The sequence below is a fragment of the Baekduia soli genome (genome assembly GCF_007970665.1).
GTDB lineage: Bacteria > Actinomycetota > Thermoleophilia > Solirubrobacterales > Solirubrobacteraceae > Baekduia > Baekduia soli.
This window is the reverse complement of sequence record NZ_CP042430.1, coordinates 2341524-2361577: the sequence shown is the minus strand read 5'-3', so window position 1 is coordinate 2361577 and position 20054 is coordinate 2341524. Positions and strand designations below refer to the sequence as shown.

The following is a 20054-nucleotide window of genomic DNA, read 5'->3' as shown; positions in this document are numbered from 1 at the left end:
CCCACCTCCCCCGACCGGAGGCGTACCGCCTTGAGATTCTTCGAATACGAAGCCCGCGAGATCGTCAAGCGGGCCGGCATCCCCGTCACCGACTACGGGTTCACGACCGACGCGCAGGAGGCGAAGGAGATCGCCGCCCGCATCGGCGGCCCCACGGTCATCAAGTCCCAGGTCCTGTCCGGCGGCCGGATGAAGGCCGGCGGCGTGAAGTTCGCCGACACGCCCGAGGAGGCCGAGGCCCACGCCAAGGACATCCTGGCGCTGGAGATCAACGGGCACGTGCCCCGCGGCGTCCTCGTGGACCCCAGGGCCGAGTTCGAGCAGGAGTACTACGCGGGCGTCGTGTGGGACGGCATCCGCAAGAAGCCGGTGATGATCTTCTCGCCGGTCGGCGGCATCGACATCGAGCAGGTCGCCGAGGAGCAGCCCGACAAGGTCGGGCGCCGGCACTTCAGCAACATCCTGCCCTTCGGCGACTTCGAGGCCAAGGAGGTCATCGCCTCCACCGGCGTGACCGGCTCGGCGCTCAACCGCCTGGTCCCCATCCTGACGCGGCTGGCCAAGCTGTTCGTCGAGAACGACATGACGCTGGCCGAGATCAACCCGCTGGCCCGCCTGGCCGACGGCTCGTTCGTCGCGCTGGATGCGCACATGGACATGGAGAATGAGGCCCGCGGGCGCCACAAGGCGCTGCTCAAGGACCTCGGCGTGGGCGACGACGAGACGCGCGAGGCGCGCGAGCCCACCGCGTTCGAGCTGGCCGGCGAGGCCGTCGACAGCCAGGACCACCGCGGCGTGGCCGGCAACGTCACCGAGTTCAACGGCAACCTCGGCCTGGTCATCGGCGCGGGCGGCGGCTCGCTGACCCTGTTCGACGCGGTCCGCAAGTACGGCGGCGACCCGGCCAACTACTGCGAGATCGGCGGCAACCCGTCGGTCTCCAAGGCCAAGGGGCTGGCCAAGCTCGTGCTGAGCAAGCCCGGCGTCGACAAGATCGCCGTGATGATGTCCATCGTCTCCAACACGCGGGTGGACATCGTGGCCCGCGGCGTCATCGCCGCCTGCCTCGAGCTCGGGATGGACCCGGCGGAGAAGATCGCGATCTTCCGCATCCCGGGCGCCTGGGAGGAGGAGGGCTTCAAGATCCTCGAGCGCTACGGCGTGGAGTACGCCGACCGCTCGGTGTCGATGCACGAGGCGGCGCGCCGCGCCGTCGAGAAGATCGGAGCCGCATCGTGAGCATCCTCGTCGACGAGACCACGACGTTCATCGTCCAGGGCATCACGGGCCGCGAGGCCGTCAACCTCACGCGCGAGTGCCTGGACTACGGCAAGGGCGCGAAGGTCGTCGGCGGCGTGACGCCCGGCCGCCTGGGCCGCGAGGTCCACGGCGTGCCCGTGTTCGACACCGTGCAGCAGGCCGTGGCCCACCACGGCGCGCCCATCGACGGCTCGGTGGTCACCGTGCCGCCGGCGTTCACCAAGGACGCGGTCTTCGAGGCCATCGAGAACGGCATCAAGACCATCGTCATCGTCACGGAGCGCATCCCGCGCCGGGACGTGGCCCAGATGGTCGAGCTCGCCGCGCTGCGCGGCGCGCGCATCATCGGCCCCAACTGCCTGGGGATCATCGTCCCCGACGTCATCAAGATGGGCGGCATCGGCGGCCCGGCCAAGGACGCGGCCAAGGCCTACTCCCCCGGGCCCATCGGCGTCATCTCGCGCTCGGGCGGCATGACGACGGAGATGTCCTCGACGCTGACCGCCGCGGGCCTCGGCCAGTCGACGGCGGTGTCGATCGGCGGCGACGCGATCATCGGCCAGTCCTACGCCGAGCTCATGCCGCTGTTCGAGGCCGACGAGCAGACCCAGGGCATCGTCATCTACACCGAGCCCGGCGGCCGCATGGAGGCCGAGCTGGCCCGCTGGGTCACCGAGAACGACTCGCGACTGCCGATCGTCGCGTTCATGGCCGGCCGGTTCATGGACGAGATGCCGGGCATGAGCTTCGGCCACGCCGGCACGATCGTGGAGGGCAAGGAGGACACCGCGACCGAGAAGATCGCCCGGCTCGCCGAGGCCGGCATCACGGTGGCGGAGGAGATCTCCGAGATCCCGGACATCATGAAGGCCAAGATCGCCGAGAGGAGCGTCAGCGCATGAGGGTCGACGGAACGTTCATCGGCGTGCAGGTCGACGACGCGGCCGCCCAGGACGGTGCGATCGCGGCCAAGCTCACCGAGGTCTGCCCCGTCGACATCTTCGCCGACGCCGGCGGCACGGTGCAGGTCGTCGAGGGCAACGTCGACGAGTGTGTCCTGTGCCGCCTGTGCATGGACGCGACGCCGGCGGGGACGGTCACGATCCTCAAGCTCTATGACGACGAGGCGACGCTGGCCTGATCCGGCGGGACGGTCCGCGTCGTAGCCTGGACGCCCATGCCGGAACTGCCCGAGGTCGAGCGCGCCCGCGCGCTCATCGAGCGGCGCGCGCTCGGTCGCGAGATCGCCGCCGTCGACGACACCGACACCTACGTCTGCCGCCCCCACGCCCCCGGCGAGCTGGCCGAGGCCCTCACGGGCCGCCGGCTCGTCTCGGCCCACCGCCAGGGCAAGGCCATGTGGATCGAGACCGACGGCGGGCCGTCCCTGGGCCTGCACCTCGGGATGGCCGGGCGGATCGTCGTCGACGACGCGGCGGCCGGCGACCCCAAGCGCGACGGGCCCGGCGGGCACCGGCCCGTCTGGGACCGCTTCACGCTCACGTTCGCCGACGGCGGTCACCTCATCCTGCGCGACAAGCGCCGGCTGGGCCGGGCCGTCCTGGACCCCGACCTCGGCGGCCTGGGCCCCGACGCCGCCGAGATCGGGCGCGACGCGTTCCGCGAGCGGGTCGGCCGCGGCGAGGCGCCGCTGAAGGCGCGCATCATGGACCAGGGCGTGCTGGCGGGCGTCGGCAACCTGCTGGCCGACGAGGCGCTGTGGCGCGCCCGGCTGGACCCGCGCCGGCCCGCCGGCTCGCTGGACGCCGACGAGCTCGACCACCTGCGGCGCGTGATCCGCGCGGCGACGCGGCGGGCGATCGCGCGGGGCGGCGTGCACACCGGCGACGTCATCCCCCACCGCCGCCGCGACGGCGTGTGCCCGCGCTGCGGCGCGGACATGGCGCGGGCGACGATCGGCGGCCGCACGACCTACTGGTGCTCGGCCGAGCAGGGCGGCTGAGCGCGCGCCTCAGTTGCAGACGGTGCAGGCGCCCGCGGCGCAGGCGCACACCGGCAGCAGCACCGCGGCACGGGCGGGCCGCCAGCCGCGCAGCCACGTGGCGGCGGCCGGGCGGTGGCGATCGCCGCCGCCCGGCCAGCAGCGCTGGCTCATCGTGGACGTGATCGCGTCGCCTTCGCCGGCCGAGCGGCGGGCGATCGCGGAGACGTGGGCGGCGACGGACGCCCGGCGGGGATCTCTGGCCATGTCCCGGTCATCGGTACCCCGCCGGGGCACCTTCATCCCACGACGTGTCAGGTGGCCTGCGGCACCATCGCGACGGCCTCGGTGTAGAGCGCCATCTGCTCGGCCACCCCGCCGTTGGTGAAACCGTCGATCAGGCGCATCCCGTCGACGCAGAGCTCCGCGTCGACCGTCATGCGCTGGAACTCGGGGTCCTCGCGGACTGCGGCCAGCTGCGCCGCGGTGCCGTGCAGCTGGATGAAGCCGCCGAGCTCGGCGTTGGGCGTCATCAGCGCGACGTCGAAGCCCTCGATCCTCCCCTCCTGCTGCAGGCGCCCATAGAGGCCCATGGACGCGTTGAACACCTCGAGGCTGCGCTCCTCCCGGCCCCGCACCGGCGCGCCCCATCCGATGAACAGCATGCGGTCGGCCATGCCGACTCCCTTCGCTTGCGGCCCGGCCACGGAACTCCGGGCCTGACGCGCCGACGCTACTCCCGTGACGCGCGGCCCGGGGAAAACGTCACGGCGCCCTGCCTGGTCGTGCTGGCGATCTCGGAGCTGCGCTTCGCCCGCTGCGGCAGGCCGGCCGCGGCGGCGAGCTGCACCGCGTCGTGCGCCTCGACTACGGCCCCTGAGCCAGGTCACGGCGGTAGACGAGCATGAACCGCCGCGGGAAGTCAGCGTGGGTCTGGCTGCGCAGGCGCGCGACGCGCTCGTGGTGGTACGGGCTGGTCAGCGACTCGTTGTGGCCGATGACGTCCCGGGTGAGGATGCCGTAGCGGCCCTGCAGCCAGCGCGTCAGCGACAGCGAGGCGCGCAGCATGCGGCGGTTGCCCAGCACCGCCGCCTCGCTCGTGCCGACGTGCTCGATCCCGATCGCCGTCCAGTTCAGCCCGACCGTGTGTCGGCACATCCAGCGCAGCGGGACGAGCTGGTGGATCGTGCCCTGCTGGTCGATGACGAAGTGCGAGCACGTGCCGGGCAGCTCCCCCAGCTCGCTGTCGGCCACGTCGGGCGCAAACGTGTTGAACGTCGCCGAGAACGAGGTGTTGGCCGTCAGGTGCTCGACGATCACCTTGGGGGCGACCAGGCGCGCGCGGTGCAGGCCGTAGTGGCGCACGGTGTAGGCGCGCATCTCGCCCACGCGCCGAGCGCCGAACGGGATGGGGTCCTGGACGATGGCGGGCCGCGGAGGTGCGTCGGCGAGCAGGGGCACTCAGCCGAGAAGGTAGCGCCAGGACATCGCGACCTCCTCGACGGGCTCGATGCCCACGACCTCGCCGTCGACGCGCACCTCGCGCCCGTCGGGGCTGACCGTCACCTCGGCCCGCCGGTCGTTGCGCACCATGTCGGCGGCCGTCACGGCACGGCAGCCGCGCACGACGGAGCGCGGCCGCGTGCTCGGCAGGTCCGCGTCGGCGCCGGCCGCCGAGACGAAGGCCAGCGACAGCCGCGACGGGGCGTCGCCGTGGGCGCCGACCTGGCGGCGCACGACGACGGGCTCGCACAGCATCGTGGTCGCGTCGGGGTCGCCGCTGGCACCCCACACCGAGACGCCCATCTTGACCACGAGCTCGGGCCGCACGGCGAACAGCTCGGGCCGCCACAGGACGCAGTCGGCGATCCGCCCGGGCGTGAGCGCCCCGACGTCGTGCGCGAGCCCGTGCACGATCGCCGGGTTGATCGTGACCTTGGCCAGGTGGCGCAGCACGCGCGCATTGTCGGCGCCGCCCGGGTCGGCCGGGTAGCCCGCGTCGCCGCGCAGCCGCTTCATGACGTCGGCGTTCTGGAGGGCGCGCCGCACGACCTCGCCGGCGCGGCCCATGCCCTGGCTGTCGCTGGAGAGCATGTGGATGATCCCCAGGTCGTGCAGGACGCCCTCGGCGGCCATCGTCGCCGGCCGCACACGGGTCCGCGCGGCCACGCCGTCGCCGGCCACCGCCCCGGGGTCCAGGACGTGGACGGCCGCGACCATCGCGAGGTGCTCGGCGGCGGTGTCGCGGCCGAAGGGCACCGTCGGCGTCGTCGATGACGTGAGCACGTTGGAGCGGCCCGCGAGCGCGAGCAGGTTGGGCGCGTGGCCGCCGCCGGCGCCCTCGACATGGAAGGCGTGCACGGCGCGCCCCGCGAACGCGTCGAGCGTGCCCTGCACCGACAGGACCTCGTTGAGGCCGTCGGTGTGGATCGCGAGCTGGACGTCGTGGCGGTCGCAGACGTCCAGCGCGGTGCGGATCTGCGCGGGGCCCGCGCCGACGTCCTCGTGGATCTTCAGTCCCGCGCCGCCGGCGCGCAGCCCGGCCTCGACCGGCGCGGCGCGCGACGAGGACCCGCGGACGAGCAGCGCGGCGTTGAGCGGCGCGTCCTGCAGCGCCGCCCACGCCGCGCCGAGGCCCGACTCGGGGTTGGTCCCGAGATTCCAGATCGGGCCGTAGTCCTGGCTGACCATCGTCGTCACACCGCCGGCCAGCAGCGCGTCGGTGACCTGCGGCGAGAGCCAGTGCACGTGCGTGTCGATGGCGCCGGGGGTCACGATGAGGCCCGTCGCGTCCAGGACGGCGGTCGTGACGTCGAGCACGACGTCGATGTCGTCCATCGTGTCGGGGTTGCCCGCGCGGCCCACGGCGACCACCCGCCCGTCGCGCACGCCGATCGACGCCCGGAGGACGCCGAGCAGCGGGTCGACGATCAGGCCGCCGACGATCGCCACCTCGACGCCGCCGCGCTCCGCCCGGACCCCGAGCCCGTCGCGCATCGTGTTGCCGAAGCCCGGGACGATCTCGTCGGGGCCGCCGGCGTCATCGCGCTGCGGGGCGACGTGCAGCGCGCTGTCGGCCAGGCGCACCGGCGTACCGGCGGGCTCAGGCACCGCGGTAGCCCCGGGCGCGCGCGGCGTCCAGCGCAGCCTCGCGCGCGCCGGGCGCGTCGAGCGGCCCGTCGACGAGCTCGCCGTGGCCGCGCACGACCCGGGCGCCGCCGATCGGGATGAGCGCGACCTCGCGCGGCTGCCCGGGCGTGAAGAAGACCTTCGTGCGCGGCGCGACGGCCAGGCGCATCCCCCAGGCGGCGGCGCGGTCGAAGCGCAGTGCCGCGTTGGCCTCGAAGACGTGCAGGTGGCTCGTGACGCCGATGGCGACCGCGCCCTCGTTGACGACCTCGACGCACGCCGTCGCCTGCGGCAGCCAGGCGACCTCGGGCTCGGGCGGCCCGGGCGCCGCGGGCGGGCCGCCGAGCGGGTCGGGCACGACGACGAGGTGGCGGCCGTCGCGGAACACCGCCTCGACCTCGACGCGCGGGACGAGCGCGCGGACCCCCGGCAGCACGTCCTCCTCGCCGAGGATCGCGTAGGCCCCGGCGACCACGGCCTCGTGGCGCAGGCCGTCGCGGGCCAGCTCGCAGACGCCGTCGGCGATGAGCGCGACGGCCTCGGCCTGGTTGAGCGCCAGCCCGCGGGCGCGCCGCGCGCGCGCCAGCTCGGCCGCGAGGAAGAGCAGCAGGCGGTCCTGCTCCTGAGGCAGCAGCCTCATGCGCCGGGGAAGCGGCGCCGCACGAGCTCGAGCAGGTCGCGGAGGTCGTCGGTGGCGAGGTCGGCCCCGAGCTCGCGGGCGAACTCCTGCGCCTGCTCGGTGTAGAGCGGGCCGCCGACGGCGATGCACGGCCGCGGGTCCAGCACGGCCAGACCGCGCAGGACCTCCTCCAGCCCGGGGACGCGGCCCGCGGTCGACGTCGACAGCGCGACGAGGTCGGGGCACTCGGCGGCCACGAGCTCGAGCAGCTCGCCTGCGGGCGTGTCGGCGCCGAGCGCCAGGACCTCCCACCCCGCCCGCTCCAGCAGGTCGCCGGCCATGCGGGCGCCGAGGACGTGCAGCTCGCCCGGCGAGCCGCCGACGACGGCCAGGCGCCCCGATGCAGGCGCCTGGCGCGGTGCGGGGGCCAGCACGCCCAGCAGCCGCGCCGTCGCCTCGCTGGCGTAGTGCTCCTGGGTGATGGCGACCTCGTCGAGGGCCCAGCCGTGCCCGATCGCGCGCAGCGCCGGCGCCATGAGGTCGGTGTAGATCTCGAGCACGGTCGCGCCCCCGTCGAGGGCGTGGCGGGCAACCTCCTCGGCGCGGTGCGCGTCGAAGTCCAGCAGCGCCTCGGCGTACTCGGCGGCGGACGTGGCGAGGTCGTCGGGGGCGCGCACGAGGCGCAGCGCCGGGCGGTTGGCGTGCAGGAACCGCTCCACCGCGGCGTTGACGAGACGCGAGACGTCCTCGCCCGAGCGCCCGGAGCGCTCGTCGAGCTCCGCCCACAGGCGGAGCTCGAACCGGATCGGTCGCTCGATCGTCGTCATGGGGCGATGCTAGATGGATCGCCGGGATGGCATGCTGCCCGGGGATGCCCACGCCTGCCCAGCAGGGCCTGACGATGCCGCCGGAGTGGGCGCCCCACGAGCGCACGCTCATGGCCTGGCCCTGCCGGCGCGAGCTCTGGGACGGCCGGCTCCCCGCGGCCCGCGCCGAGAGCGCCGGCGTCGCCAACGCCATCGCAGCGTTCGAGCCGGTCACGATGGTGGCCGGGTCGGCGCAGGACGCCGCCCAGGCGCGCGCGGCGACGACGGAGGCCGTCGAGGTCGTGCAGCTGCCGATCGACGACTCCTGGCTGCGCGACAGCGGGCCGATCTTCGTCGTGGACGACCCGGCCGCCCCGACGCGGCGCGTCGGCGTGCACTGGGGCTTCAACGCCTGGGGCGGGAAGTTCGAGGGCTGGGACCGCGACGCCGCCGTCGGCGGCCTGCTGGCGCGCCGCCACGGCGAGGTCGTCACGGCGCCGATGGTGCTCGAGGGCGGCTCGATCCTCGTCGACGGCACGGGCACGCTCGTCACGACCGAGCAGTGCCTCCTGCACCCCAACCGCAACGGCGGGATGGACCGCGCGGTGGTCGAGCAGCACCTGCGCGACTACCTCGGCGTGACCGACGTCGTCTGGCTCGGCCGGGGCCTGGTCGAGGACCGCGACACCGACGGGCACGTCGACCTCATCGCGGTCTTCCTCGGCCCCGGCCGGCTGCTGCTGCAGAGCGCGCCGCCCGGCAGCCCCGACCACGAGCCGATGGCCGACAACCGCGAGCGCGCCCTGGCCGCCGGGCTGGAGGTCGTCGACTTCGCCCCGCTGGCCCACGGCACGGTGGCCGGCGAGGACGTCGTGGCGTCCTACCTGAACCTCTACCTCGGCGACCGCTTCGCGGTGGTGCCGCTGGCCGGGCGCCCCGACCTCGACGAGGAGGCGCTGCACCTGCTGCGCGCCAACCTCGGCGACCGCGAGGTCATCGGCGTCCCGGGCCTCGTGCACGCCTTCGGCGGCGGCGGCCCGCACTGCATCACCCAGCAGGTCCCGGCGCTCGCCGCCTGAGCCCGACCACCGCGGCGGCGCCGGCGGCCGCCAGCGCGGCGGCCGCCGCCCACCCCAGCGGCGCCCCGGCCAGCGGGACGCCGGTGCCGCGCGTGATCGAGGCCACCAGCAGCACGACCGCGATGCCCAGCGCCGCGCCGAGCTGGGCCAGCGTGTTGAGCAGCCCCGACGCCGTGCCCTGCAGCGCGTCGGGCACCTGCATGCCGAGCGTCGTCGCGGCGACCGAGGACACGCCGATGCCCAGCCCCGACAGCCCCACGCAGGCCGGCAGCAGCGCCTCGCTGACGGGCAGTGCCAGCAGCGCGGCGTCGCCCGCGGCGATGATCGTCAGGCCGAGCCCGATGACCGTCCTGGGGGGCCGGCGCGCCAGCACCGGCGCGGCGGCGGCCGCGCCGGCGACGACGCAGAGGCTGAACGGCAGGAGCCGCAGCCCGGCCGCGCCGGGACCGACGCCGCGGTCGTCCTGCAGGTGCAGCGTCGCGAGCGTCACGACCGAGCTCGTCGTGGCGGTGTTCAGCCCCGAGGCCAGCGCGCCGGTCCGCAGCCGGCGGTGGCGTGCCGCAGCCGCGGGCAGCAGCGGGTGCGCGACCGCGCGCTCGACGCGGGCGAACCCCGCCAGCAGCACCGCGCCGGCGGCGACGATCGCCGCGCCGGCCGCCCGCTGCGACGGGCGCTCCAGCAGCGAGGCGCCAAGCACGAGGCCCATGACGGCGGCGGTCAGCAGGGCCGCGCCGGCGGCGTCCAGCCGCGGACGCCCGTCGGCCTGGTGGTCGGGCACCGCGGCCAGGACGCCCGCGATGAGCACCGCGGCCAGCGGCACGTCCATCCAGAAGACCGCGGGCCAGCCGGCCCACTGCGTCAGCAGCCCGCCGAGCAGCAGGCCGCCGGCGCCCGCCGCGGCGCCCGTCGCGCTCCACGCGGCCAGCGCGCGGCGCCGGGCCTCGTCGCCCGGCGCCGCCGCCGAGAGCAGGCGCAGGGCCGCGGGCACCGAGGCCGCCGCGGCCGCGCCCTGCAGGCAGCGGGCGGTGACGAGCGCCACGACCGACCCGGCCGTGGCGCCCAGGACGGAGGCGGCCCCGAACGCGACGAGCCCCCACAGCAGGACGCGCCGGTGCCCGAAGCGGTCCCCGGCCCGGGCGCCGAGCATGAGCAGGCCGCCGAAGAACATGGCGTAGCCCGTGACGACCAGCCCGGCCTGCGACGCCGGGGCCGAGACGCCGGCGAGCATCGACGGCAGCGCGGTGACGACGACCGTCACGCCGAAGACGTCGACGAACTGCACGAGGCAGAGCACGACGACCACGGACGCCCGGCGGGACACCCCCTTGCGATACCTGGGCCCGTGCGCCCGCAAACCCGTCGCCCGCCGGTCGGTCCACGCACCCTCGGTGCAACGTCCGGGCGCCGGGCGCAGACACTGCGACCGTGGACGACGACCTGCGTCATGCTCCGGGGATGTCCGCCCCCGGCGACGACGACCCTCCGCTGGAGGGACGGCCGATCGGGCGCCGCGCGTTCTTCGGCCTCGTCGGCGCAGGGCTGACCGCGCTGGCCTGGGGCGGCTCGGCGCTGCGGGGCGTCTCCAGCGCGTCGGAGGCGCTGCCGGCCTTCGTGCGCAGCGCCGTGCCGATCGGCGACGGCTGGCGCATCTACGCGGTCAACGAGCCCTACCCGACGTTCCGGCCCGCCACGTGGCGCCTGCGCATCGACGGGCTGGTCCGCCACCCCCAGTCGCTGGACCACGTCGCGCTGCGCGCGCTGCCGCGCGCCGAGCAGACCCCGGACTTCCACTGCGTGACGGGCTGGTCGGTCCCGGGCGTGCACTGGGCCGGGGTGCGCTTCGCCGACCTGCTCGCCGCCGCGCAGCCGCTGCCGTCGGCGCGGGCGCTGGCGTTCGTCTCGGCCGAGACGCCGTACGTGGACTACCTCACGCTGGAGCAGGCGGCGTCGCCGGACGCGATGCTGGCCTACGACATGGACCGCGCCCCGCTGACCCGCGAGCACGGCGCGCCCGCCCGCCTGGTCATGCCGCGGATGTACGGCTACAAGGGCGTCAAGTGGGTCCAGCGGATCGTCGTGCTCGACCGCGCCAACGCCGGCTATTGGGAGCAGCGCGGCTATGACCGTGATGCCTGGGTCGGGGACTCCAACGGCCTCTGAGCCGGTCGCGGCGCGCGTCGCGCGCTTCGGGCCCAGCGAGCGCGCCGCGCACTGGATCCACGCCACCGCGTTCTTCGCGCTGCTGGCGACCGGGCTGGTGCTCTACATCCCGGCGTTCGCCGCCGCGGTCGGTGACCGGCCGCTGGCCAAGGCCGTGCACCTGGCCTCCGCGGTCCTGTGGGTCACGGGCCTGGCGGTCGTGGCGGTCGCCGGGGATCGCCGCGCGCTGCGCCGCACCCGGCGCGAGCTCGAGCGCTTCGACGCCGACGACGCCCTCTGGCTGCGGGGCCGCCGCGCGCCGCAGGGCAGGTTCAACGCCGGCCAGAAGGTGCACGCGATCCTCCAGGCCGCGCTCGCGGTCCTCTTCCTGGTCTCGGGCACGCTGCTGTGGCTCGGTGAGCGCAACACGGCGTTCCGGCTGCCGGGGACGATCGCGCTGCACGACCTGTCGATGTTCGCCGCGCTCGTGCTCGTCGCCGGCCACCTCTACCTGGCGCTGGTCCACGAGGCCACGCGGCCCGCGCTGCGCGGGATGACCCACGGCGACATCGAGGGCCGCTGGGCCCTCGAGCACCACGCCAAGTGGACGCCCGCGGAGCGGGCGCCGGCGACGCGACGGGTGGGTCGCGAGCAGCGCATCGCCGCGGCGGCGATCGCCCTGGCCGGGATCGCGCTCGCGCTCGCGCTGGTCAGCGACACGCTCGGGAGCGGCTGAGCGCGATCAGCTGCGCCCGACGTAGACCGCATCGACCAGCTCGCTGCCGCACGCCGGGCACTGGATCTCCTCCGCCCGGGGGTCGGAGTCCGCCGGCGTCGTCTGCATCCACTCGTGGTCGCAGGCGTTGCACGTCATGGACCACAGGATGGTCTCCTCGTCGCCCATGCCGGCGCGACGACCTAGTGGTGGGCGCGCCGCAGGCGGGCGCGCTCCTGGTGCTTGTCGACGACGCGCGCGATGAGCTGCAGGTACTGCGTGACGCCCGTCGCCTTGGCGCGGCCCTCCTGGAAGGCCTGCTCCCAGTCGGCGACCTTGGCGCCGTGCTCGACCATCAGGTTGAAGAAGTCGCGGCGCATCTCGATGCGCACCCGGGCGTCGGCCGCGATGTCCTTGGTGACCTCGAGGTCGGGCAGCTGGACGCGGAACTGCTGCGTGTCGCCCCGGCCGTGCAGGTCGATGCCGACGACGAGCTTGAGCGGCTTGAGCGCCGGGACCTCCTCCAGGACCCCCTGGATGGCCCGCTCGATCAACTGCGGTGCATCGCTGCTCACCGACCGCACGTTATCGGGCGGCGCGCGCCGGAGGGGTCGACCTCCCGGCGCACGGTTCCGCCCCGGCCCGCGGGTTTCGCCCCCGGGCGAAGAGCGAAGACCCGCTGAGGGAACCTCGCCCCCCGGGCGAGCGTTCCCCTAGATCTTGTGCCGCTGCAGCAGCTTCTTGCCGATGACCATCCGCTGGATCTCCGACGTGCCCTCGCCGATGAGCAGCAGGGGCGCGTCGCGGTAGATCCGCTCGATCTCGTACTCCTTGGAGTAGCCGTAGCCGCCGTGGATGCGCAGGCACTGCTCCGCGCAGAAGTGCGCGGCCTCCGAGGCGAACAGCTTGGCCATGCCGGCCTCCATGTCCGAGCGCAGCCCGGCGTCCTTCATCTGGGCGGCGCGCCGCGTGAGCAGGCGGGCCGCGTCGAGCTGGGTGGCCATGTCGGCGAGCTTGAACTGGATGGCCTGGTGCTGGGCGATCTGCTTGCCGAACGTCTTGCGCTCCTGGGCGTACTTCAGCGCGAGCTCCAGCGCGCGCTGCGCCAGGCCGACGCCGCGGGCCGCGACGTTGGCGCGCCCGACCTCCAGCGCGTCCATCATCTGGGCGAACCCGGCGTTCAGGCCGGCGTCCTCGCCGCCGAGGATGTTCTCGGCCGGACAGCGGTAGCCGTCGTAGACCAGCTCGGTCGACTCGACGCCCTTGTAGCCCATCTTCTTGATCTTGGGCGGCACGGTGAGGCCGGCGTAGTCGCCGGTGTTCTCGTTGGCGCCGCCCTCCTTCTCCGTGATGAAGCACGTGAACGCCTTGTGCTTGGGGTCGGCGTCGGGGTCGGTCTTGACGAGCACGAAGACCAGCGAGGACATGAGGCCGTTGGTGACCCACATCTTCTGGCCGTTGATCTCGTAGGTGCCGTCGTCCTGCTTCTTGGCGCTCGTCTTGATGGCCTGGACGTCGGACCCGAGCTCGGGCTCCGAGAGCGAGAACGCGGCGCGGATCTCCCCGGTGGCCATGCGCGGCAGGTACTTCTGCTTCTGCTCGTCGGTGCCGTACTTGAGCAGGAGGTAGGAGCCAATGAAGTGGGTGTTGATGACGCCGCTGATCGAGATCCAGCCGCGCGAGAGCTCCTCGACGACCATGACGTAGGTCGTCAGGTCCAGGCCGAGGCCGCCGTACTCCTCCGGGATGGTGATGCCGAAGAGCCCGAGCTCCTTGAGCTGGTCGACGATCGGCGCCGGGTACTCGTCGGCGCCGTCGTAGTGCTCGGCGTTGGGGATGATCTGCTCGTCGACGAACTGACGGACCATCTCGATGATGGCCTTCTGCTCGTCGGTCTGATCGTTGTAGGCGCTGATCGCGACGGCCATGACTGCTCCAGGGGTTCCGACTGCTGGGGGAAGGCCGCAGGATACCTGGGCGGAACCGAACGTTCGTCCGTGATGGACGGTGGTCGGCGCGATGGACCGGGTTCTGGGGTCGATGCTGACCGGGACTCGCCGATGACCGACGGACCCATCCCCAGCCCCGGCGCGGCCCAGCGCCTCGGCCTCCTCGGCGACGCGCTCCAGGACGCGAGCCTCCCGGCCTGCGTCCGCGACGCGGGCGGCCGCTACGTGGCCGTCAACGCCGCGTTCGCCGACCTCGTGGGCCTCGAGGCCTCGCGTCTGGTCGGCAAGACCGACAACGCGCTGCAGCCTGCCGACGTGGCCCACCGGGTCGCCGAGCTCGACGCGCTCGTGCTCGACGCCCACGGCCACCTCGACGCGCGGGAGACCGTGCTCGCCCGCGACGGGCGGCGCACGATGCGCGCCTGCCGCTTCCCGGTCTACGACGAGGGCGAGCCGTGGGCGGTGTGCGTCGTCATGGCGCCCGGCGACGACCTGCAGCTCGGCCGCAGCCAGCGCGAGGCGCTGCAGGCGGCGGTCGGCCAGGTCGCCACCGTGGGTCTCACGGCGCCCGCCGAGGAGCTCGTCGCCGAGCGCGAGGCGCGCGCCGCGGCCGACGCCGAGGCGCTCGCCGCCCGCGAGGCGCTCGCCGTCGAGCGCGAGGCGCGCCTGGAGGCCGAGATCCAGTCGCGGGCGGCCGCCGAGCAGGTCGACCGCCACGCCGCCGAGGTGGAGCGCCTCCGCGAGGAGTCCACGCGCCTGGCATCCGAGCGCGACCGCGCCGCCGGCCGCGTGGAGGAGCTCACCGGGCAGCTGCAGGCCGTCCACGACCACTCCGGCACGCTGGACCGCGAGCTGGCCGCCGCGCACGAGCGCGCCGCCGCCGCCGAGGCGCACCTGGCCGAGGCGGTCGCCCGTCACGACGAGGCCGCCGCGGCCCTCGCCGATGCCCACGAGCGGGCGGCGGCGCTGCAGGCCGAGCTGCAGGCCGCGCGCAGCGACGACGGCGAGCTGCAGGCCCAGGTCGTCGACCTCGGCGAGCGCTGCCGCGCGCTGGAGTCCGAGCTCGAGGCGGCCACGGGCCGCCGTGACGAGCTGGACGCCGAGCTGGCCGGCCTGCGGGAGGGCCGCGACGACGTCGCCGGCCGGCTGGCGCACGCCGCCGCGCGCCAGGACGAGCTGCAGGCCGCGCTGGAGGAGTCCCGCGTCGTGCGGGCCGAGCTCGAGGACCGCCTGGAGGCCGCCGACGCCGAGCGCGGCCGGCTGGCTGCGGAGCTGGAGGCCTCCGGCGGCGGCGCCGACCCCGAGGAGCTCGCGGCGCTGCGCGCCGCCCACGCCGAGGCCGCCGCCCAGAAGCAGGTCTTCGCCGACGAGCTCGCGGCGCTCCACGTCGCCCACGACGACGCCCGTCGGCTGCTGGACGAGACGATCGCCTCGCGCGAGGACCTCGGCCGCGAGCTGGCCGGGCTGCGCGAGCGCCACGACGCCGCCGCGGGCGAGCTCGAGCAGGAGCGCGGCCGCGGCGAGTGGCTGGGCAGCGAGCTGGCCGCCGCGCAGGAGGCCGTCCGCGCCGCCGAGGCCCAGGCCGCGGCCGCCGACGTGCGCCGCGAGGAGCTCGAGCGGGCGCTGCGCGCCGCCAACGACCGCACGGAGACGCTGCTGGCCGAGCTCGACGCCGCGCGCGGCGCGGTCGCCGACCGCGAGCACCTCGCCCAGGCGCTGGAGGCCGAGCGCGAGCGCTCGGCCGCGGCCGACGGCGCGGCGGGCGACGCCCGCGAGCGCGCCCGGTCGCTGGCCGCCGAGCTGCAGTCCGCCCAGGAGGCGCTGGCGGCCGCCGACGGGCGCCTGGCCGCCGAGCGCGAGCGCGTCGCCGCCCTGGCCGCCGAGGCCGACGGCCGCGTCGCGGCCGAGCGCGAGCGCGCGGCCGAGCTCGAGCGCCAGGCGCTGCATCACGCCGCCGGCGGCGAGGCGGCCGCCCAGGAGCTGGCCGCCGAGCGTGAGGCCCGCCGGGCCGCCGAGCTCGAGCGCGACCGCACGCTGGACGCCCACGCCCGTACGCGCGAGGCCCTGGACCATCACCGGACCGCCGCCGAGGAGGCCCAGGCCCGTCTCGCCGAGCTCGACGCCGCCCGTGCGGAGGCCGACGAGCGCCTCGCTGCGGCCGAGGCTGCGCGCGACGATCTGCTGGCCCGCGCCCACGCGGCCGAGGCCGATCGCGGCCACGCCGGCGACGCCGTGCGCAGCGCCGAGGCGGCCCGCGACGAAGCGCTCGCCGTGGCCCAGGCCGCGCGCGACCAGGCCGACGCCGCCGCGCAGGCGCTCGCCGCCGCGCAGACCGCTCACGACGAGCTGGCCGCGCACGCGGCCGCGGCGCGGGCCCGCACCGACGAGGCGATCGCCGACCTGCGGGCCGCCGAGTCCGCCCGTGACGAGGTCCAGGCCCAGGCGGGGCGGGCCGAGGCGACGCACGCCGAGCGGGTCGCGGCGCTGGAGGCCGAGCGCGATGAGGCCGCCGCCCGCGCCCACGCGCTGGCCGAGCACGTGGCCGCCCTGGAGGCCCAGGGCGCGCAGGCCGATCACGAGGCGCTCGACGCGGCCCACGCGGCACGCGACGCCGCGGTCGCCGCGCTGGAGGCGCTGGGCGCCGAGCGCGAGGACCTGGCCGGGCGCCTGCGCGACGCCGAGGCCCGCCTGGCCGCCGCCGAGCAGCACGCCGCCGAGCTGCAGGCCGCCGGGGCGCAGGCCGCGGAGACCCTCACCGGCATCGCGGAGGACACCCACGCCGCGCAGGCCCGCGCGCAGGAGGCCGAGGCCGCGCTGGCCTGCGCCGCGCAGGAGCTCGCCGCGGCGAGGGAGCAGGCCGAGCGCGCCACGAGCGCCCTGCACGCCGCCGAGGCCCAGCGCGACGACGCGCTGGCCCGCCTGGCCGACGCCGTCGCCCGCCGCGACGCCGCCGAGATCGACGCCCACGACGCCCGGGCCCAGCGCGACGAGGCGGTCGCCCGGGCCGAGACGGCGATGGCCGACGCCGACTCCGGCGTGGCCGACGCGATCGCCCGCGCCGAGCAGGCGCGCGAGAACCAGATGCAGGCCGAGCAGCGCGCGCAGCTGGCCGAGCGGCGCGCGGAGGCGGCCGAGCTGCGCGCCGAGGCGGCCGAGAGCGAGCGCGACGTCGTGCGGGCCGAGCTCGAGCAGGCCGCCGGGGACGCCGCGGGCGCCGACGTCGCCCAGCTGCGCACCCACCTCGAGATCGCACTGGCCTCGCGGGCCGAGCTGGAGGCGGCGCTGACCGCCGAGCGCGAGGCGCGCGAGCTGGCTGAGCGCCGGCTGACCGACGCCCTGACCGCCGGTGCCGCGGTGGCCGCCGGCCCGATGGCCCCGGCCGCCATGGCCTCCCCCTACGCCCCGGGCGGCACCACCCTGCCGCCGCTGGCCGTGGTCGCCGAGCAGGCCAAGGCCTTCGCCTACGCGGCGCCGGCCGAGGTCTCCGACGGGCCGCCGCCCGGCTTCACACCCGAGTCGCTGGACGAGTTCTTCGCAGTGCTGGCCAAGGCCTCCAGCCCCCGCGCTGCGGGCCGCGCCGCCCTGCAGGCCCTGGCCACGGCGACGGGCTGGACCGGCGGCGCGCTCTGGCAGCCCCGCGACGCGGGCGAGTTCGGCTGCTGCGAGACGTGGAGCACCTACATGTCGGGCCTCGAGGCCTGGGAGACCATCGCCTGGCGCGCCCACCTCGAGGACGGCCTGGTGCCGGCCGCCGCCGTCTCCGGCGAGGCCCACTGGGCCGACACGGAGGAGATGCTGGCGTGCCCGCGCTCCCGCTCGGCGGCCTGGGCCGAGCTCGGGACGCTCGCGACGGTGCCCGTCGTGCATCCCGACGGCCGCGTCGTGGCGGTGCTCGAGTTCGTGCGCCGCTCCCGCGACGCCGCGGACCCCGAGTTGCTGGCCACCCTGTGCGGCGTGGCCGTCCGCCTGGCCGAGCGGCTGGCCGTCATCGAGGCCGAGACGACCGCGCACGCCGGCCGCTACTAGGGTCTGCGGCGATGAACTTCGCCACCGACGTCGTGCAGGCCGCCGATCCACAGGGACTCGCGCTCGTCGAGCTCGCCCGCGACGGGACCCGCCGTGAGTGGACCTTCGGCGAGGTCGCGGCCGCGTCCGCCACGCTGGCCGCCCATCTGGCGGGCCTGGGTGCGGTCCGCGGGGACACGGTCATGACGCTCATCGGCAACCGCCCCGAGTGGGTGCTGGCGATGGTCGCCTGCTTCCGCCAGGGCTTCGTCGTGCTGCCGTGCACCGAGCAGCTGCGGCCCAAGGACCTGCGCCTGCGGCTCGACGTGGCCACGCCCAGGGTCGTCGTCGCCGACGTGCGCAACCGCGAGGCCCTGGAGGCGGCGGGCTGGGACGGGCCGACGGTCTGGGCCCCCTTCACCGACGTCGACGCCGACCTCGTCGCGCCCCCGGCGGCCGACCTGGGCCCGCTGGACCCGTGCCTCATCACGTTCACCAGCGGCACCGCCGGCGAGCCCAAGGCCGTGCTGCATGGCCAGCGCTACCTGGCCGGCCAGCGCGCGCAGGCCGAGCACTGGCTCGGCGCCCGCCCGGGCGACGTCGTCTGGTGCACCGCGGCCAGCGGCTGGAGCAAGTCTGCGCGCAACGTCTTCATCGCCCCGTGGCTCATGGGCGCCACGGCGCTGCTGCACGACGCCCGCTTCGACCCCGAGGAGCGGCTGGACCTCCTCGAGCGCGAGCACGTCGACATCCTCTGCATGGCGCCGACGGAATACCGGGTCATCGCCAAGCGCGCGCGGCTGCGCCCGCTCGGGCGCCTGCGCAGCCTGGTGGCCGCCGGCGAAGCGCTCAACCCGGAGGTGCTGCGCGCCTGGGAGGCGGCCACCGGCGTGCAGATCCGCGACGGCTACGGGCAGACCGAGACCGGGCAGATGACGGCCAACCCCGACGGCGCCCAGGCCAAGCCGGGCTCGATGGGCCTGCCGCTGGAGGGCGTCAAGCTCTGGATCGACGACGGCGAGCTCGTGGCCGATCCGGCGACGGTCCCCACGTTCTTCCTCGGCTACCTCGGCGACGACGACGACCACCAGACCGCGCCGTGGCACACGGGCGACCGCGTGACCCAGGACGCCGACGGCTACCTCTTCTTCGAGGGCCGCACCGACGACGTCATCATCTCGGCGGGCTACCGGATCGGCCCGTTCGAGGTCGAGTCCGCGCTCGTGTCGCACCCCGCGGTCGCCGAGGCCGCCGTCGTGGCCGCGCCCCACGAGGAGCGCGGCTCGGTGGTCCGCGCGATCGTCGTCCTGCGCGACGGCCACGAGCCGGGCGAGGCGATGGTCCGCGAGCTGCAGGACCACGTCAAGGCCCAGACCGCGCCGTACAAGTACCCCCGCGTCGTCGACTTCGTCGCCGACCTGCCCAAGACCACCAGCGGCAAGATCCGCCGCGCGCTCCTGCGTGGCGACGTCACCGAGGGAGCCTGACCATGGCACTGGACCGCGCCACGCTGGCCGCCGCCCCGGCGGCGTACTTCGCCGCCGTCGACCGCAAGGACATGGAGGGCACGCTCGCGTGGTTCGCCGACGACGCGCGCCTGACCGTGCAGACGGCGGGACTCACGTTCGAGGGCCGCGACGGCATCCGCGGGATGTTCGAGCACTTCTTCGGCGACTACTCCACCGTCGACCACCGGATCACGAACCTCGTGGTCGACGAGGAGGCCGGCAAGGCCTCCACCGAGCAGCATTGCCCGCACATCAAGGTCGACGGCACGCCGGACACCGTCAACACCTGCAACTTCTTCGACTTCGCGCCCGACGGGCGCTTCCAGCGCGTCGTGATCTTCATCGACGCCGCGTCGCCGCTGCGCGGCTAGGTGATGTGCCTGCGGACCTGGCCGAGGGGGCCGGGTTCGCTCAGCGGGTGTCGGCCCAGCGGGCCGAACCCGCGGCCGCGGGATGCGTCGACCTACGGGGTCAGCTCGGAGTCCGGCAGGTCGTCGGGCAGGGGGAGCTCCAGCGGCGGGACGGGCGTCGGGTCGTCCCACGTCGTGAACGCCGACGCGTCGCGGCCCTGGTGCTCGCCGTGGCCGCCCAGCGCGATGAGCACGACGCGGGTGCGGTGGCGGTTGGAGACCTGGCGGCGCACCCCGGGCGGGACGCGGGCGACCTCCCCGGGGCCGAGGTCGACCTCCTCGCCGGCGACGCCGAGCGTCAGGGTCCCCTCGAGCACGAGGTAGACCTCCTCCTGGTGCTCGTGGTCGTGGATCCGGCCGCGCTCGCCCGGCCGCAGCACCATCTGGTTCATGCCGAAGCTCGTGATCCCCAGCGCGCGGCGCAGGGAGACGAAGCGGTCGGCCGGATCGGGATCCAGCTGGGTGCGGCTCAGGCGGTCGTCCATGCCGGGGA

Annotated in this window: 21 protein-coding genes; 10 read left to right on the top strand and 11 right to left on the bottom strand. The window is 75.4% G+C overall.

Annotation, left to right across the window (positions count from 1 at the left end):
* Positions 1-30: 30 nt before the first annotated feature.
* Genes FSW04_RS11180 through FSW04_RS11165 form a run of 4 tightly spaced genes read left to right on the top strand, consistent with a single transcriptional unit; the run spans position 31 to position 3223 of the window.
* A complete protein-coding gene (locus FSW04_RS11180; protein ID WP_146919246.1) occupies positions 31-1239 on the top strand; it encodes an ATP-grasp domain-containing protein in 1209 nt (402 codons plus the stop codon).
* Entirely contained in the window at positions 1236-2162 is a 927-nt protein-coding gene (locus FSW04_RS11175) for a succinate--CoA ligase subunit alpha (RefSeq protein ID WP_146919244.1), read from the top strand. The genes FSW04_RS11180 and FSW04_RS11175 overlap by 4 nt, the downstream gene beginning before the upstream one ends.
* Complete coding sequence (locus FSW04_RS11170) at positions 2159-2401, top strand: hypothetical protein (RefSeq protein WP_146919242.1); 243 nt, start codon at positions 2159-2161, stop codon at positions 2399-2401. Before FSW04_RS11175 ends, FSW04_RS11170 begins: the two co-directional genes overlap by 4 nt.
* 36 nt (positions 2402-2437) lie before the next feature.
* Positions 2438-3223: an Fpg/Nei family DNA glycosylase gene (locus FSW04_RS11165; RefSeq protein ID WP_146919240.1), complete on the top strand. Its 786-nt coding sequence runs from the start codon at positions 2438-2440 to the stop codon at positions 3221-3223.
* A 9-nt stretch (positions 3224-3232) separates the two neighbouring features.
* On the opposite strand, the gene FSW04_RS11160 is transcribed toward FSW04_RS11165, so the two are convergent.
* The 6 genes from FSW04_RS11160 to FSW04_RS11135 form a co-directional block, all read right to left on the bottom strand.
* Positions 3233-3469, bottom strand: coding sequence for a hypothetical protein (locus FSW04_RS11160; RefSeq protein WP_146919238.1), 237 nt, complete (start codon positions 3467-3469; stop codon positions 3233-3235).
* Positions 3470-3516: 47 nt separating this feature from the next.
* The gene (locus tag FSW04_RS11155; RefSeq protein WP_146919236.1) at positions 3517-3879 is read right to left on the bottom strand and encodes a hypothetical protein; all 363 of its coding nucleotides are present in this window, start codon (positions 3877-3879) and stop codon (positions 3517-3519) included.
* Between the two features lie 190 nt (positions 3880-4069).
* Positions 4070-4663, bottom strand: a complete 594-nt coding sequence (locus tag FSW04_RS11150) for a peptidoglycan recognition protein family protein (RefSeq protein WP_146919234.1) — start codon at positions 4661-4663, stop codon at positions 4070-4072.
* Positions 4664-6313: an urease subunit alpha gene (locus FSW04_RS11145; protein ID WP_146919231.1), complete on the bottom strand. Its 1650-nt coding sequence runs from the start codon at positions 6311-6313 to the stop codon at positions 4664-4666.
* On the bottom strand, positions 6306-6971 hold the full coding sequence (gene ureA, locus FSW04_RS11140; RefSeq protein ID WP_146919229.1) for an urease subunit gamma: 666 nt from the start codon (positions 6969-6971) through the stop codon (positions 6306-6308). Before ureA ends, FSW04_RS11145 begins: the two co-directional genes overlap by 8 nt.
* The gene (locus tag FSW04_RS11135) at positions 6968-7777 is read right to left on the bottom strand and encodes a cobalamin B12-binding domain-containing protein (protein WP_146919227.1); all 810 of its coding nucleotides are present in this window, start codon (positions 7775-7777) and stop codon (positions 6968-6970) included. The genes ureA and FSW04_RS11135 overlap by 4 nt, the downstream gene beginning before the upstream one ends.
* A 44-nt stretch (positions 7778-7821) precedes the next feature.
* Here FSW04_RS11135 and FSW04_RS11130 point away from each other — a divergent pair, with 44 nt between their 5' ends.
* On the top strand, positions 7822-8835 hold the full coding sequence (locus FSW04_RS11130; RefSeq protein WP_228431150.1) for an agmatine deiminase family protein: 1014 nt from the start codon (positions 7822-7824) through the stop codon (positions 8833-8835).
* Here FSW04_RS11130 and FSW04_RS11125 read toward each other — a convergent pair.
* Positions 8804-10156 (bottom strand): MFS transporter, encoded by a 1353-nt coding sequence (locus FSW04_RS11125; protein ID WP_228431148.1) that lies wholly within the window; start codon positions 10154-10156, stop codon positions 8804-8806. The two genes, FSW04_RS11130 and FSW04_RS11125, sit on opposite strands and share 32 nt — an antisense overlap.
* Before the next feature lie 134 nt (positions 10157-10290).
* Between FSW04_RS11125 and FSW04_RS11120 the strand changes: the two genes are divergently transcribed.
* Both FSW04_RS11120 and FSW04_RS11115 read left to right on the top strand, forming a co-directional pair.
* A complete protein-coding gene (locus tag FSW04_RS11120; protein ID WP_146919225.1) occupies positions 10291-10995 on the top strand; it encodes a molybdopterin-dependent oxidoreductase in 705 nt (234 codons plus the stop codon).
* On the top strand, positions 10955-11710 hold the full coding sequence (locus tag FSW04_RS11115; protein WP_146919223.1) for a cytochrome b/b6 domain-containing protein: 756 nt from the start codon (positions 10955-10957) through the stop codon (positions 11708-11710). The genes FSW04_RS11120 and FSW04_RS11115 overlap by 41 nt, the downstream gene beginning before the upstream one ends.
* A 6-nt stretch (positions 11711-11716) precedes the next feature.
* Here FSW04_RS11115 and FSW04_RS25890 read toward each other — a convergent pair whose 3' ends face one another.
* From FSW04_RS25890 to FSW04_RS11105, 3 genes are all read right to left on the bottom strand, one after another.
* Positions 11717-11878 carry a hypothetical protein gene (locus tag FSW04_RS25890; protein WP_187369420.1) on the bottom strand — a complete coding sequence of 54 codons (162 nt, stop codon included), beginning with the start codon at positions 11876-11878 and terminating at the stop codon, positions 11717-11719.
* Between the two features lie 14 nt (positions 11879-11892).
* Positions 11893-12264 carry a hypothetical protein gene (locus tag FSW04_RS11110; RefSeq protein ID WP_146919221.1) on the bottom strand — a complete coding sequence of 124 codons (372 nt, stop codon included), beginning with the start codon at positions 12262-12264 and terminating at the stop codon, positions 11893-11895.
* A 138-nt stretch (positions 12265-12402) separates the two neighbouring features.
* Positions 12403-13617 carry an acyl-CoA dehydrogenase family protein gene (locus tag FSW04_RS11105; protein ID WP_146919219.1) on the bottom strand — a complete coding sequence of 405 codons (1215 nt, stop codon included), beginning with the start codon at positions 13615-13617 and terminating at the stop codon, positions 12403-12405.
* 132 nt (positions 13618-13749) lie between these two features.
* Between FSW04_RS11105 and FSW04_RS11100 the strand changes: the two genes are divergently transcribed.
* From FSW04_RS11100 to FSW04_RS11090, 3 genes are read left to right on the top strand one after another with little or no spacing between them, the layout of a single operon-like run.
* Complete coding sequence (locus tag FSW04_RS11100; RefSeq protein WP_187369419.1) at positions 13750-17664, top strand: PAS domain-containing protein; 3915 nt, start codon at positions 13750-13752, stop codon at positions 17662-17664.
* An 11-nt stretch (positions 17665-17675) separates the two neighbouring features.
* The gene (locus tag FSW04_RS11095; RefSeq protein WP_146919215.1) at positions 17676-19130 is read left to right on the top strand and encodes an AMP-binding protein; all 1455 of its coding nucleotides are present in this window, start codon (positions 17676-17678) and stop codon (positions 19128-19130) included.
* A gap of 2 nt (positions 19131-19132) precedes the next feature.
* The gene (locus FSW04_RS11090) at positions 19133-19522 is read left to right on the top strand and encodes a nuclear transport factor 2 family protein (protein WP_146919213.1); all 390 of its coding nucleotides are present in this window, start codon (positions 19133-19135) and stop codon (positions 19520-19522) included.
* 92 nt (positions 19523-19614) lie between these two features.
* On the opposite strand, the gene FSW04_RS11085 is transcribed toward FSW04_RS11090, so the two are convergent.
* Positions 19615-20046 (bottom strand): cupin domain-containing protein, encoded by a 432-nt coding sequence (locus FSW04_RS11085; protein ID WP_146919211.1) that lies wholly within the window; start codon positions 20044-20046, stop codon positions 19615-19617.
* Positions 20047-20054 lie beyond the last annotated feature (8 nt).

Coding starts and splice junctions, on each gene's coding strand:
- FSW04_RS11165 (WP_146919240.1), top strand. CDS start 2,438: ATGCCGGAACTGCCCGAGGTCGAGCGCGCCCGCGCGCTCATCGAGCGG.
- FSW04_RS11160 (WP_146919238.1), bottom strand. CDS start 3,469: ATGGCCAGAGATCCCCGCCGGGCGTCCGTCGCCGCCCACGTCTCCGCG.
- FSW04_RS11135 (WP_146919227.1), bottom strand. CDS start 7,777: ATGACGACGATCGAGCGACCGATCCGGTTCGAGCTCCGCCTGTGGGCG.
- FSW04_RS11120 (WP_146919225.1), top strand. CDS start 10,291: ATGTCCGCCCCCGGCGACGACGACCCTCCGCTGGAGGGACGGCCGATC.
- FSW04_RS11095 (WP_146919215.1), top strand. CDS start 17,676: ATGAACTTCGCCACCGACGTCGTGCAGGCCGCCGATCCACAGGGACTC.
- FSW04_RS11100 (WP_187369419.1), top strand. CDS start 13,750: ATGACCGACGGACCCATCCCCAGCCCCGGCGCGGCCCAGCGCCTCGGC.
- FSW04_RS11090 (WP_146919213.1), top strand. CDS start 19,133: ATGGCACTGGACCGCGCCACGCTGGCCGCCGCCCCGGCGGCGTACTTC.
- FSW04_RS11155 (WP_146919236.1), bottom strand. CDS start 3,879: ATGGCCGACCGCATGCTGTTCATCGGATGGGGCGCGCCGGTGCGGGGC.
- ureA (WP_146919229.1), bottom strand. CDS start 6,971: ATGAGGCTGCTGCCTCAGGAGCAGGACCGCCTGCTGCTCTTCCTCGCG.
- FSW04_RS11130 (WP_228431150.1), top strand. CDS start 7,822: ATGCCCACGCCTGCCCAGCAGGGCCTGACGATGCCGCCGGAGTGGGCG.
- FSW04_RS11115 (WP_146919223.1), top strand. CDS start 10,955: ATGACCGTGATGCCTGGGTCGGGGACTCCAACGGCCTCTGAGCCGGTC.
- FSW04_RS11170 (WP_146919242.1), top strand. CDS start 2,159: ATGAGGGTCGACGGAACGTTCATCGGCGTGCAGGTCGACGACGCGGCC.
- FSW04_RS25890 (WP_187369420.1), bottom strand. CDS start 11,878: ATGGGCGACGAGGAGACCATCCTGTGGTCCATGACGTGCAACGCCTGC.
- FSW04_RS11085 (WP_146919211.1), bottom strand. CDS start 20,046: ATGGACGACCGCCTGAGCCGCACCCAGCTGGATCCCGATCCGGCCGAC.
- FSW04_RS11105 (WP_146919219.1), bottom strand. CDS start 13,617: ATGGCCGTCGCGATCAGCGCCTACAACGATCAGACCGACGAGCAGAAG.